The sequence below is a fragment of the Pseudomonas sp. R32 genome (assembly GCF_009866705.1).
Classification (GTDB): Bacteria; Pseudomonadota; Gammaproteobacteria; order Pseudomonadales; family Pseudomonadaceae; genus Aquipseudomonas; species Aquipseudomonas donghuensis.
The window spans coordinates 1,884,065-1,897,538 of record NZ_CP019396.1 but is presented as its reverse complement, the minus strand read 5'-3'; the positions used below and the strand labels follow the sequence as shown (position 1 = coordinate 1,897,538).

The 13,474-nt window shown below is 61.1% G+C and carries 11 protein-coding genes; 4 read left to right on the top strand and 7 right to left on the bottom strand.

The features are described from left to right. Together PspR32_RS08690 and PspR32_RS08685 are read left to right on the top strand one after the other, a co-directional pair. Entirely contained in the window at window positions 1-1,020 is a 1,020-nt protein-coding gene (locus PspR32_RS08690) for an ABC transporter permease (RefSeq protein WP_010224362.1), read from the top strand. A 1-nt stretch (window position 1,021) separates the two neighbouring features. After that, the gene (locus tag PspR32_RS08685; protein WP_010224363.1) at window positions 1,022-2,632 is read left to right on the top strand and encodes an ABC transporter ATP-binding protein; all 1,611 of its coding nucleotides are present in this window, start codon (window positions 1,022-1,024) and stop codon (window positions 2,630-2,632) included. Window positions 2,633-2,742: 110 nt separating this feature from the next. Here PspR32_RS08685 and PspR32_RS08680 read toward each other — a convergent pair whose 3' ends face one another. The 7 genes from PspR32_RS08680 to PspR32_RS08650 all read right to left on the bottom strand — a co-directional run bounded on the left by PspR32_RS08680 (window position 2,743) and on the right by PspR32_RS08650 (window position 11,791). Beyond that, the gene (locus tag PspR32_RS08680; RefSeq protein ID WP_159388320.1) at window positions 2,743-4,614 is read right to left on the bottom strand and encodes a SurA N-terminal domain-containing protein; all 1,872 of its coding nucleotides are present in this window, start codon (window positions 4,612-4,614) and stop codon (window positions 2,743-2,745) included. 198 nt (window positions 4,615-4,812) lie between these two features. After that, window positions 4,813-5,085, bottom strand: coding sequence for an HU family DNA-binding protein (locus tag PspR32_RS08675; RefSeq protein ID WP_010224366.1), 273 nt, complete (start codon window positions 5,083-5,085; stop codon window positions 4,813-4,815). Window positions 5,086-5,233: 148 nt separating this feature from the next. Then, entirely contained in the window at window positions 5,234-7,630 is a 2,397-nt protein-coding gene (gene lon / locus PspR32_RS08670; protein WP_010224367.1) for an endopeptidase La, read from the bottom strand. A 151-nt stretch (window positions 7,631-7,781) separates the two neighbouring features. After that, window positions 7,782-9,065: an ATP-dependent Clp protease ATP-binding subunit ClpX gene (gene clpX, locus PspR32_RS08665; RefSeq protein WP_010224368.1), complete on the bottom strand. Its 1,284-nt coding sequence runs from the start codon at window positions 9,063-9,065 to the stop codon at window positions 7,782-7,784. A gap of 108 nt (window positions 9,066-9,173) precedes the next feature. Continuing rightward, window positions 9,174-9,815 (bottom strand): ATP-dependent Clp endopeptidase proteolytic subunit ClpP, encoded by a 642-nt coding sequence (gene clpP / locus PspR32_RS08660; protein ID WP_010224369.1) that lies wholly within the window; start codon window positions 9,813-9,815, stop codon window positions 9,174-9,176. A gap of 91 nt (window positions 9,816-9,906) precedes the next feature. Continuing rightward, window positions 9,907-11,217: a trigger factor gene (tig, locus tag PspR32_RS08655; protein ID WP_010224371.1), complete on the bottom strand. Its 1,311-nt coding sequence runs from the start codon at window positions 11,215-11,217 to the stop codon at window positions 9,907-9,909. 271 nt (window positions 11,218-11,488) lie between these two features. Continuing rightward, a complete protein-coding gene (locus PspR32_RS08650) occupies window positions 11,489-11,791 on the bottom strand; it encodes a DUF6388 family protein (RefSeq protein ID WP_159388319.1) in 303 nt (100 codons plus the stop codon). Between the two features lie 190 nt (window positions 11,792-11,981). Between PspR32_RS08650 and PspR32_RS08645 the strand changes: the two genes are divergently transcribed. Beyond that, entirely contained in the window at window positions 11,982-12,515 is a 534-nt protein-coding gene (locus tag PspR32_RS08645; RefSeq protein ID WP_269467559.1) for a sigma-70 family RNA polymerase sigma factor, read from the top strand. Continuing rightward, window positions 12,512-13,468 (top strand): FecR domain-containing protein, encoded by a 957-nt coding sequence (locus PspR32_RS08640; RefSeq protein ID WP_036994428.1) that lies wholly within the window; start codon window positions 12,512-12,514, stop codon window positions 13,466-13,468. Before PspR32_RS08645 ends, PspR32_RS08640 begins: the two co-directional genes overlap by 4 nt. Window positions 13,469-13,474: the final 6 nt, after the last annotated feature.

Here is a 13,474-nt window from a genome sequence, read left to right as displayed (position 1 = left end):
ATGAACCTGTCACCTCTGAATCGCCGGCGCTTCGAGCGCTTCAAGGCCAACCGCCGTGGCTGGTGGTCGCTGTGGCTGTTCCTGATCCTGTTCGGCCTGAGCCTGGGCGCCGAACTGATCGCCAACGACAAGCCCCTGGTGGTGCGTTACGACGGCCAATGGTACTTCCCGGCGCTCAAGCGCTACCCGGAAACCGCCTTTGGCGGCGAATTCCCGCTGGAGGCCAACTACAAGAGCCCGTACATCCGCGAGTTGCTGGCGGCCAAGGACAGCCTGGTACTGTGGGCGCCGATCCCGTTCAGCTACCAGAGCATCAACTACGACCTCAAGGTCCCGGCCCCTGCCCCGCCGTCGACGCAGAACTGGCTGGGTACCGACGACCAGGGCCGCGACGTGCTGGCACGGGTCATCTATGGTTTCCGTATCTCGGTGCTGTTTGCCCTGACCCTGACCATCCTCAGCTCGATCATCGGCGTGATTGCCGGCGCCCTGCAGGGTTTTTACGGCGGCTGGGTGGACCTGGCCGGGCAGCGCTTCCTGGAAATCTGGTCGGGGCTGCCGGTGCTGTACCTGCTGATCATCCTCGCCAGCTTCGTGCAACCGAACTTCTGGTGGCTGCTGGGGATCATGTTGCTGTTCTCATGGATGAGCCTGGTGGATGTGGTGCGCGCCGAGTTCCTGCGCGGGCGCAACCTGGAGTACGTGCGTGCGGCGCGGGCGCTGGGCATGCAGAACGGCGCGATCATGTACCGGCACATCCTGCCCAATGCGATGATCTCGACCATGACCTTCATGCCGTTCATCCTCACCGGCGCGATCGGCACCCTGACCGCCCTGGACTTCCTCGGCTTCGGCCTGCCGCCGGGGGCGCCGTCACTGGGTGAACTGGTGGCCCAGGGCAAGTCCAACCTGCAAGCGCCCTGGCTGGGCATGAGCGCTTTTGCCGTGCTGGCACTGATGCTCAGCCTGCTGGTGTTCATCGGCGAATCCGCCCGCGATGCCTTCGACCCGAGGAAATGAGATGAGCAAGCAAACCTTGATCGAAGTCCGCGACCTGGCCGTCGAGTTCGTCACCGGCGATCAATGCCAGCGGGTGGTCGAAGGGGTCAGTTTCGACATCCGCCGCGGCGAAACCCTGGCCCTGGTCGGCGAAAGCGGGTCGGGCAAGTCGGTGACGGCGCACTCGATCCTGCGCCTGCTGCCCTACCCGCTGGCCCGCCACCCTAGCGGCAGCATCCTGTTCGAGGGGCGCGACCTGCTGACCCTCGACGAAAAACAGATGCGGCGCATCCGCGGCAACCGTGTCGCGATGATCTTCCAGGAGCCGATGACCTCGCTCAACCCGTTGCACAACATCGAGAAGCAGATCAACGAGATCCTCCTGCTGCACAAGGGCCTGCGCGGCAAGGCGGCCACCGAGCGCACCCTGGAGCTGCTGGCGATGGTCGGCATACCCGAGCCACACAAACGCCTCAAGGCGCTGCCACACGAGCTCTCAGGCGGCCAGAGGCAGCGTGTGATGATTGCCATGGCCCTGGCCAACGAGCCGGACCTGCTGATCGCCGACGAGCCGACCACCGCGCTGGACGTCACCGTGCAGCTGAAAATCCTCGAACTGCTCAAATCGTTGCAGGCGCGCCTGGGCATGGCCCTGCTGCTGATCAGTCACGACCTCAACCTGGTCAAGCGCATCGCCCATCGGGTCTGCGTGATGCAAAAGGGCCAGATCGTCGAGCAGGCCGATTGCGAAGAACTGTTCCGCAACCCCAAACACCCCTACACGCAGATGCTTCTCGGTGCCGAACCCAGCGGCGGGCCGGCCGGCAACCCGCCCGGCGCCCCGATGCTGCAGGTCGAGGACCTGCGCGTGTGGTTCCCGATCAAGAAGGGCCTGCTGCGGCGCACCGTCGATTACGTCAAGGCCGTGGACGGCATCAACTTCAGCCTGCCCCAGGGCCAGACCCTGGGTATCGTCGGCGAAAGCGGTTCGGGCAAGTCGACCCTGGGCCTGGCGATCCTGCGCCTGCTTGGCAGCCAGGGCAGCATCCGCTTTCAGGGCACGGCCCTGGAGAACCTGACCCAGCAGCAGGTGCGGCCATTGCGTCGGCAGATGCAGGTGGTCTTCCAGGACCCGTTCGGCAGCCTCAGCCCGCGCATGTGCGTCAGCGATATCGTCGGCGAAGGCCTGCGCATCCACCGCATGGGCAGCGCCGCCGAACAGGAGCAGGCAATCATTGCCGCCTTGCATGAGGTGGGGCTCGATCCGCAGGCGCGGCATCGTTATCCGCACGAGTTCTCCGGCGGTCAGCGCCAGCGCATCGCCATCGCCCGGGCGCTGGTGCTCAAGCCGGCCCTGATCCTGCTCGACGAGCCGACCTCGGCACTGGACCGTACCGTGCAGCGCCAGGTGGTGGAACTGCTGCGCTCATTGCAGAGCAAGTACAACCTCACCTACCTGTTCATCAGCCACGACCTGGCGGTGGTCAAAGCGCTCAGCCATCAGTTGATGGTGGTCAAGCAGGGCCAGGTGGTGGAGCAAGGGGTGGCGGCGGATATCTTTGCCGACCCGCAGCATGCGTATACACGGCAGTTGCTGGAGGCGGCGTTTCTGGCGCCAGCTGCCGTTCAGTAGCCTCTTCGCGGGGCAAGCCCGCTCCTACAAACCGATGGGAGCGGGCTTGCCCCGCGATGAAAACAAAAAAGGCCGCGTAAGCGGCCTTTTCTGTTTTAAGCATCCAGTACTCAGTAGCGAGTGATATCCGCTTTGGCTTCCAGCTGCTTGCGGTACGCCGCGAAGTCCTGCTGGCCGGCGCGCGAAGCGAGGAAGCGGCGGTAGGTCGCTTTCTCTTCTTCAGTGGCCGCAGCGCCTTCGTTGACGCCGTTCAGGCGCAGTACCACCAGGCTACCGTCAGCCAGGGTAACGCTGGCGTACACCGGCTTGTCCTTGGCTTCTGGCTTGCTCATGCGGAACAGCGCCTGCAGCTCGACCGGGTCGATACCTTCCTGGCTGCGCGAAACCGCTTCCTGGACTTTCCAGGCCTGACCGTCCTGGCTGGCCGCCAGGGCAATCTTGCCATCACGCAGACCGGCGATCAGGGCATCGGCCTTGGTCTTCAGGGCAGCAGTCGCCTGCTCTTTGGCCAGGTGCTTGCGGATGCTCTCGGAGACCACTTCAAGGCCCAGTTGCTCAGGCTTGCGGTGTTCCTTGACGCGCAGCACCACGATGGTTTCCGGATCCAGCTCGATCGCCGTGCTGTTGGAGCCTTCTTCCAGCACTTCGGTGCTGAATGCCGCCTGGATCACCGCACGGTTGGCAGTGATGCCTTCGCCGCCTTCACGACCGAACGCCGGCGAAGTCTGCACCTTCAGGCCCAGCTCCTGAGCCGGTTGGGCCAGGTCGGAGGCTTCGAACGCCGAGTCTTCCAGTTGCTTGGTCACTTCGACAAAGCGCTGTTCGACCTGCTGGGCCTTGAGCTCGCGGGTCAGCTTGTCTTTCAGGCTGTCGAAGCTTGGTACTTCCGGCGCCTGGACACCGAGCAGCTTGATCAGGTGGAAACCGTACTCGGTACGCACCGGCCCCGAGACCTGGTCCTTGTTCAGCGCGTACAGCGCCTCTTCGAAGGCCGGATCATAGACGCCCTGCCCGGCATAGCCGAGGTCACCGCCGTTGTTGGCCGAGCCCGGGTCCTGGGAGAATTCCTTGGCCAGGGTGGCAAAGTCTTCGCCCTTGGCCAGACGCGCCTGGATCTCTTCGATCTTGGCCTTGGCCTGCCCCTCGTTCACCTTGTCGTTGATTTCGACAAGGATATGCGCGGCATGACGCTGCTCGGCGAGGTTGGCGATTTCTTTCTCGTACAGCGCCTTGAGCTCGTCCTGGTTGACTTCAACCTGGTCGAAGAACGCGGACTTCTTCAGCTCGATGTAGTCGATGACGACCTGATCGGGGCTCATGAATTCCTTGGCGTGTTGGTCGTAGTGCGCCTTGATCTGCTCGTCGGTAACCTTGACCGCGGCCGGGTCGGCCTTGAAGGTCAGCGAAGCGAAATCACGGGTCTGTTTTTCCAGACGGGCGAAAGCGTTGACCTGGTCGTCGGTGACAAAACCGCTGCCGGCAAGGCCGGTGCGCAGTTGGCCGATGAGCATTTCCTGGGCCAGCATTTCGCGGAATTGCAGACGGCCGTAGCCCATCTGGCGAATGACCTGGTCGAAGCGCTCGGCGCTGAACTTGCCATCTTCCTGGAATTCAGGCGTTTGCAGGATCAATTGGTCGAGGGCCGCCTCGGAGAAAGCGAACTTGGCGTCTTCGGCGCCCTGGAGCAACAACTTGCGATCGATCAGCCCCTTGAGCGCGGCTTCACGCAGCATTTGCTCGTTGAGCATGGCCGGATCGAAATCCTTGCCCAGCTGTTGCATCAGCTGCCGACGTTGCATGTCGACGGCCTGGCTCAGCTCGTTCTGGCTGATCGTGTCGCCATTGACCTTGGCAGCGTCCTGGCTGTTGGTGGTGGCCTGGAAGATGGCATCGAAGCCGGTCAGTGCCATCAAGGCTACGATGACACCGATGATGGTCTTGGCAATCCAACCTTGTGAATTGTCCCTGATATTCTGCAGCATGCGTCCCCCAGAAACGGTTGTACTGAATGAACCAACCGTGGAGCGTGGGTAGAGTCCTGATAGAAGAAAGGCGCATCCGAGGATGCGCCTTCTCGTAACTGGCCGAGCGCCGGGAACCTGGTATCAGGCCTCCCGACGCTCGGCAGCCGGGCCAGGCATGAACCGGGCTCGGTTAGGCGTGTGCCTGAAGGAAGCGACTTAGTTGACGGCTTCTTTCAGAGCCTTGCCAGCCTTGAAGCCAGGCTTCTTGGCGGCAGGGATTTCCAGGGTCTTGCCGGTTTGCGGGTTGCGGCCGGTGCGCGCTGGACGGTCGGTGACGGAGAAGGTACCGAAACCTACCAGTACCACGGAGTCACCTGCCTTCAGGGCGCCGGTGACGGATTCGATTACTGCGTCCAGCGCTTTGCCAGCGCTAGCTTTCGAAATATCAGCAGATGCGGCGATAGCGTCAATCAGTTCCGACTTGTTCACTCTAAGTCCCCTTATATCTCTATTGAGTTTGTTTCTAAGTATGTAATGAAAAGCTAAACGAGCGCTGGGTGGCCTGTTGACACTTAAGTGCCGCTTTATAACAAGGGCCTGAAAATACTGTCAAGAAAGCCCCCCAGCCAAATACGTACTAATGCGTGCTGATTCTTTCCTTGGAATCGCTGTCGCGCTTTTCATCCTTGGCGACAATCTCCGGAGCCACATCGGGCAAGGGCTCCGGGGCGTATTGCAGCGCAATTTGGAGGACTTCGTCAATCCATTTGACCGGTTTAATCTGCAGATCCTGCTTAATATTCTCAGGAATTTCCTTCAAATCGCGCACATTCTCTTCCGGAATGATCACCGTCTTGATTCCACCACGGTGAGCGGCCAGTAGTTTTTCCTTCAAACCACCAATCGCCAGCACCTGGCCACGCAGGGTGATCTCACCGGTCATGGCCACATCGGCACGCACCGGAATCTGGGTCAGGGCCGAGACCAGGGCGGTGCACATGCCGATACCGGCGCTTGGACCGTCCTTGGGCGTGGCACCTTCGGGCATGTGGATATGGGTGTCGCGCTTCTCGTGGAAGTCGGCAGGAATACCCAGGCTCCGCGCCCGGCTGCGCACCACGGTTTGCGCGGCGGTGATCGATTCGACCATGACATCACCGAGCGAACCGGTCTTGATCAGTTGGCCCTTGCCCGGGATAACTGCCGCTTCGATGGTCAGCAATTCGCCGCCCACCTGGGTCCAGGCCAGGCCAGTGACCTGACCGACCTGATCCTGCTGCTCGGCCAGACCGTAGCGGTACTTGCGCACGCCAAGGTAGTGCTCGAGCTGCTCGCCCGTGACCTTCACCGCCACCTGCTTGAGGCCGGCGTGCTCTTTAACCACCTTGCGGCAGATTTTCGCGATCTGGCGCTCCAGGCCCCGCACACCGGCTTCGCGGGTGTAATAGCGAATGATGTCGCGAATGGCCGTGACATCGACCTCCAGCTCGCCCTTCTTCAGGCCGTTGGCCTTGATCTGCTTGGGCGACAGGTACTTGACCGCGATGTTGATCTTCTCGTCTTCGGTGTAACCCGGCAGACGGATGACTTCCATCCGGTCCAGCAGGGCTGGCGGAATGTTCATCGAGTTGGAGGTGCAGAGGAACATCACGTCCGAGAGGTCGTAGTCGACTTCCAGGTAGTGATCGTTGAAGTTGTGGTTCTGCTCGGGGTCGAGCACTTCCAGCAGCGCCGAGGCCGGGTCGCCACGCATGTCGCTGCCCATCTTGTCGATTTCGTCGAGCAGGAACAGCGGGTTGCGCACGCCAACCTTGGTCATTTTCTGAATCAGACGACCGGGCATCGAACCGATGTAGGTACGGCGGTGGCCGCGAATCTCGGCTTCATCACGCACGCCGCCCAGGGCCATGCGCACGAACTTGCGGTTGGTGGCGCTGGCGATCGACTCGGCCAGGGAGGTTTTACCCACACCCGGCGGGCCCACCAGGCACAACACCGGGCCACGGATCTTTTTCACCCGCTTCTGCACGGCGAGGTACTCAAGGATGCGCTCCTTGACCTCTTCCAGCCCGTAGTGGTCGGCGTCGAGGATTTCCTCGGCCTTGGCCAGGTCCAGGCGCACCTTGCTCTGGGCCTTCCACGGCACCTGCACCAGCCAGTCGAGGTAGGAACGCACGACAGTGGCCTCAGCCGACATCGGTGACATCTGCTTGAGCTTGTTCAGCTCGGCCTGGGCCTTGGCATAGGCATCCTTGGGCAGGCCGGCGGCGTCGAGGCGCTTTTTCAGCTCTTCGACTTCGTTGTGACCTTCTTCGCTGTCGCCGAGCTCTTTCTGAATGGCCTTCATCTGCTCATTCAGGTAGTACTCGCGCTGGCTGCGCTCCATCTGTTTCTTGACCCGGCCACGGATACGCTTCTCGACCTGCAGCAGGTCGATCTCGGCATCCAGCAGCGCCAGCACGTGTTCAACACGGGCCGAAAGGTCGAGGATTTCGAGGATTTCCTGCTTCTGCTCGATCTTCAGCGCCATATGCGCTGCCATGGTGTCGACCAGGCGCCCAGGCTCGTCGATGCTGTTGAGCGACGACAGGACTTCAGCCGGTACTTTCTTGCCCAGCTGAACATATTGTTCAAATTGTGACAGCAAGCTACGGACGAAGACTTCAGACTCGCGTTCGGCAGCCTGGGACTCGTCGATCAGCGAAACCTCGGCACGAATGTGCCCGTCGACTTCGTTGAAACGCTCAACGGCACCGCGCTGCTCACCTTCGACCAGCACCTTGACGGTGCCATCGGGCAGTTTCAGCAGTTGCAGGACGGTGGCAATGGTACCGACGCGGTACAGGGCGTCTTCGCCTGGATCGTCGTCAGCGGGGTTCTTCTGGGCCAGCAGGAGGATCTGCTTCTCGCCCGTCATCGCGGCCTCAAGGGCCTCGATGGACTTCTCGCGCCCCACGAACAGTGGGATGACCATATGCGGATAAACGACGACATCACGCAATGGCAGGAGAGGCAAGTCGAGGGTGGTCTTCATGATTTCGCCTCTACAGCGGCCTTATGGCCGGAAACCGATGGAATTTGAGCGTGGAGTTAATGTGGGGGCAGGCCCGCAAAAAAACAAGCGCTGCGACAGGAAAAGCAAAGGGGCCCGAAGGCCCCTTGCTTGAATCGAGCCGCAGGGCGACTCAGACGTCGGGTGCAGCCTTGGCTTGCGGCTCGCTGTTCTCGTAGATCAACAGCGGCTGCGAGGAGCCATCGATGACGCTCTCGTCGATCACCACCTTGCTGACATCCTTCTGCGAAGGAATCTCGTACATGGTGTCGAGCAGGATGCCTTCGAGGATCGAACGCAGGCCACGAGCCCCGGTCTTGCGCTCCAGGGCCTTGCGAGCCACCGACTTGAGCGCATCGCTGCGGAACTCCAGATCCACGCCTTCCATTTCGAACAGCTTGGCGTACTGCTTGGTCAGGGCATTCTTCGGCTCGGTCAGAATCTGCATCAGCGCAGCTTCGTCCAGCTCGTCGAGCGTCGCCAGCACAGGCAGACGACCAACGAATTCCGGAATCAGGCCGAACTTGACCAGATCGTCAGGCTCGACTTCACGCAGCGACTCGCCAACCTTCTTGCCTTCCTGCTTGCTGCGTACTTCGGCACCAAAGCCGATGCCGCCGCGGGTGGAGCGTGCCTGAATGACCTTTTCGAGGCCCGAGAACGCACCGCCACAGATGAACAGGATGTTACGCGTATCGACCTGCAGGAACTCCTGCTGCGGGTGCTTGCGACCACCTTGCGGCGGAACCGAAGCGACCGTGCCCTCGATCAGCTTGAGCAGCGCCTGCTGCACGCCCTCGCCCGAGACGTCACGGGTGATGGACGGGTTGTCCGACTTGCGCGAAATCTTGTCGATTTCGTCGATGTAGACAATGCCCATCTGGGCTTTTTCCACGTCGTAGTCGCACTTCTGCAGCAGTTTCTGAATGATGTTCTCGACGTCTTCACCCACGTAACCGGCTTCGGTCAGGGTGGTGGCGTCGGCGATGGTGAACGGTACATTCAACAGACGCGCGAGGGTTTCGGCGAGCAGGGTCTTACCCGAGCCCGTCGGACCGATCAGCAGGATGTTACTCTTGCCGAGTTCGACATCGTCGTTCTTCTTGTCGCGTTGATTCAGGCGCTTGTAGTGGTTGTACACCGCTACCGCCAGTACCTTTTTCGCACGCTCCTGTCCAATGACGTACTGGTCCAGGATGGTGCTGATTTCTTTCGGCGAAGGCAGTTTATGCGCGCTGCTTTCGGCCTGGGCTTCCTGCACCTCCTCACGGATGATGTCGTTGCACAGGTCGACGCACTCGTCGCAGATAAATACCGAGGGGCCGGCAATCAACTTGCGCACTTCGTGCTGGCTTTTGCCGCAGAAGGAGCAATAGAGCAATTTGCCGTTGTCCTCGCCGTTACGGGTGTCAGTCATTCGATCGATCCAATCCGGTAGGCTTGCAACACAAGATGAAGGCAATTGCGGGCTTTTTCAAGTCCGCAGGTAGGCGCAATGCGCGCCCGCCTGCTCTGGCACCCGGATTCAGGAGGCCAGTTGCCGCTTGTCGTAGACCGAGTCGATCAGGCCGTATTCGGCTGCGCGCTCGGCGCTCATGAAATTGTCGCGCTCAGTGTCACGCTTGATGGTCTCCAGGTCTTGACCTGTGTGGTAGGCCAGCAACTCGTTCAGACGCGACTTGATGGAAAGGATTTCCTTGGCGTGGATCTCGATATCCGTCGCCTGCCCCTGGAAACCGCCCAGTGGCTGGTGAATCATCACCCGCGAGTTCGGCAGGCAATGACGCTTGCCTTTTGCACCCGCAGCCAACAGGAAAGCACCCATGCTGCAGGCTTGGCCGATGCAGATGGTCGAGACGTCCGGCTTGATGAACTGCATGGTGTCGTAAATCGACATGCCGGCAGTCACCGAACCGCCCGGCGAGTTGATGTAGAGATGGATATCCTTGTCCGGGTTTTCCGCTTCAAGGAACAGCATCTGCGCCGCTACCAGGTTGGCCATGTAGTCCTCTACCGGGCCGACCAGGAAGATCACCCGCTCCTTCAGAAGGCGCGAGTAGATGTCATAGGCGCGTTCGCCACGAGCGGATTGCTCGATAACCATCGGGACCAGGCCGCCTGCGGCCTGGATGTCAGAGCTCTGCTGATAATAAGAATTGCGGGACATGTCCTGCACTCACTCCCAAATAGTCATGTCTTGAATACGCACAAGCCAGCTCGAAGGCTGGCTTGTGGTGTTTTCCTACGAAAGAAGGAAATCAGTCAGCGGCAGGTGCCTGGGCTGGCTTGACAGCTTCTTCGTAAGAGACCGATTTGTCGGTCACAGTCGCTTTCTGCAGAACAGTATCCACAACTTGTTCTTCCAGCACAACCGAACGGACTTCGTTCAGCTGCTGGTCGTTCTTGTAGTACCAAGCCACGACCTGCTCAGGCTCCTGGTAGGCCGAGGCCATTTCCTGGATCATTTCGCGAACGCGGGCGTCGTCAGGCTTGAGGTCGAATTGCTTGACCACTTCGGCGACGATCAGGCCCAGCACGACGCGGCGCTTGGCTTGCTCTTCGAACAGTTCAGCCGGCAGTTGCTCAGGCTTGATGTTGCCACCGAACTGCTGAACGGCTTGAACGCGCAGGCGGTTCACTTCGTTTTCCAGCAGGGCTTTCGGCACTTCGATCGGGTTGGCAGCCAGCAGGCCGTCCATTACCTGGTTCTTGACCTTGGTCTTGATCGCCTGACGCAGTTCACGCTCCATGTTCTTGCGAACTTCGGTGCGGAAACCTTCCAGGGTTGCTTCCTTGATGCCGAACTGGGCGAAGAACTCTTCGGTCAGCTCAGGCAGCTTTGGCTCGGCAACGCTGTTGACGGTAACGGTGAACTCGGCGGTTTTGCCAGCCAGGTCCAGGTTCTGGTAGTCCTCAGGGAAGGTCAGGTTCAGAACGCGCTCTTCACCCGCCTTGGCGCCAACCAGGCCTTCTTCGAAGCCCGGGATCATGCGGCCGGAACCCAGCACCAGCTGGGTGCCCTTGGCCGAACCACCGGCGAACACTTCACCGTCGACCTTGCCGACGAAATCGATGTTCAGCTGGTCTTCGTTCTGGGCAGCGCGGTCGGCGGCTTCGAAACGAACGTTCTGCTTGCGCAGCACTTCCAGCATGTTGTCCAGGTCGGCGTCAGCCACTTCGGCGCTCAGGCGCTCGACGGCGATCGAGTCGAAACCGGCAACGGTGAACTCAGGGAACACTTCGAAAATGGCGACGTATTCCAGGTCCTTGCCCTTTTCGAACGATTTTGGCTCGACGGCAGGGGCGCCAGCCGGGTTCAGCTTCTGCTCGACCACGGCTTCGTAGAAGGAAGCCTGTACCAGGTCGCCGAAGGCTTCCTGACGGGCGGCGTCTTCGTAGCGCTGACGGATCACGCTCATCGGCACTTTGCCAGGACGGAAGCCTGGGACCTTGGCACGACGGGCAGTCTGTTGCAGACGCTTGTTGACTTCGGTCTCGACGCGCTCGGCCGGAACGGCGATGGTCATGCGGCGCTCGAGAGCAGAAGTATTTTCAACAGAAACTTGCATGGATATTCCTCGTTGCACAGACGTTAGCCGGCGATACCCGACTCCAGAATCAAGGGCAAGCATTCTAGTGGCTCAAAGGCCAGAAGTCACCCCGTTCAAGACAACGGGAAAGCACGCCGGTCCATTTCATTCAAAGACCCCGGCAAAAATCCCGCCGAGGGCCGCTCAACACACGCAGGCCCTGGCCTGGACCCCACACGTGAACGCATGACGATCCAGCCCCGGGGCTGCAGAAAATATTGTCAAAACACTACAAAACCGAGTCGCCGCATTACGGCGCCTCCTCGATGATGTCGTTGAACGCGCAATACTCTTCCCACTCCATCCCCAGCGCCTCGGCCGCTTCGCGGTGCACCTCAAGGCGCATGGCCGCAAGCTCCCCGGGGGACTCGGCGATCAACTGCAAGGTCAACTCCCAGGGTTCCAGCCCCTGCTCCTGCGCGGCACCCTCGAAGGCCCAGAGGACCTGCTGAGCCTGCTCGTGCTCGCTGAGCGCGGCGATCTCCTCACGCATCTGCGGATGGGCCTGGAGATAGCGCTGCAGGGCAATGGCCTGACGTTCGGGTGAAATCATGGTGCTCTTCCTTTTCGCGACCGCAAACCCGGCCACTGTTTCAACCGGCTGAAATCTATCAGCTTTTGATCGCTTGTCACTAGCCATGCGCGATCAAGTGGCAAGTCAGTTTCAAGCCACCACAAAGACACTAATAACAATCATTAACATTTGATAATTAGTCTCGCTATACTGCGTTCCCGAAACCCCGATGCCGATCTCGCCCCCGATGGACACCCGCCACTCTCCAGCCGCGCTCAACACCTGCCTGAGCACACTCTACAACGACCATCACCGCTGGCTGCACCGATGGCTGCGAAACCGCATCGGCTGCCCGGAACATGCCGCCGACATTGCCCAGGACACCTTCCTGAGCATTCTCAGCTCCAAGGACCTGTTCAGCATTCGCGAGCCGCGCTCGTTCCTGTCGACCGTGGCGCGGCGGCTGATGGCCAATGTCTATCGCCGGCGCCTGGTCGAACAGGCGTATCTGCAAGCGTTGGCCAGCCTGCCCGAAACAGTGGAACCCTCACCCGAAGTCCGCGTGCTGGCACTCGAAGCACTGGCCTTGCTCGACCGCATGCTCGACGCCTTGCCGGGCAAGGTCCGCGAAGCGTTCCTGCTGTCGCACCTGCAGGGTTTGAAGATCGCCGAAATCGCTGAGCGCCTGCAGGTCAGCAGCCGCTCGGTGAAGCTCTACCTGGTTCGAGCCAACCAACACTGCTTTTTTGCCGACCTGTCATGAGCCCCTCGCCATTCAATCCGCGCACCACCCGCGAAGCTGCACAATGGCTCACCGAAACCATGGAAGGCCGGCTCAGCCCCGAGCAGCAGCAAGCGCTGGAACACTGGCGCGCCGCCCATCCGGATAACGAACGCGCCTGGCAGCACATCGAAGCGCTACGCCGCCGGATGGCCGGGCTGGAGCCGCAGGCCGGCTACAAGAGCCTGTCCCTCGGCAAGCGGAGCAGTCGCCGCCAAACGCTGAAAACCCTGGTGCTGCTCGGCCTGTTCGGCTGCGCCGGGCAACTGGCCTACCGCAACGTCTGGCGCCCTAGTCAGACTCTGACCTACAGCAACGGTGCCAGCGCGCCGCAGCACATTACCCTGGAGGACGGCAGCCAGCTGACCCTGGATGCTGACACCGAGGTAGCAGTGCAGTTCGATAGCCAGCAACGCCGCATCGAGTTACGCAGCGGGCGCGTGCTGATCAGCAGCGGCCACCCGCCGGACGCCGCCCAGCGGCCACTTGGCGTGGCAACGCCGCAGGGCCTGGTGCGGGCATTGGGGACACGCTTTTGCGTCGAACTGCAACCGGGCCTGACCCAGGTCGCGCTGTTCGAAGGGGTGATCGAGGTACGCACCGAGCAGTCGCCGGGCAGCACCCTGCGCCTGACACCGGGGCAACGCGCCCGCTTCACCCCGACGCGCATCGAGCCGGCTACCGCTAACCAGACCGAGCCAGCCTGGAGCAAGGGCTTGCTGATGGCCGACAACATGCGCCTGGATGCCTTTGTCGAGCAGCTCAGCCGCTATCGGCCAGGCCTGCTGCGCTGCAGCGACGAGGTTGCCGCGCTACGTATCTCTGGCGTCTATCCGCTGGCCGATACCGATGCGGTGCTCGACGCCCTGCCCCATTCATTGCCACTGCAGGTGCAGCGACGCTCGCGCTACTGGGTGACCTTGAGCGCTCGTTAAGCACCT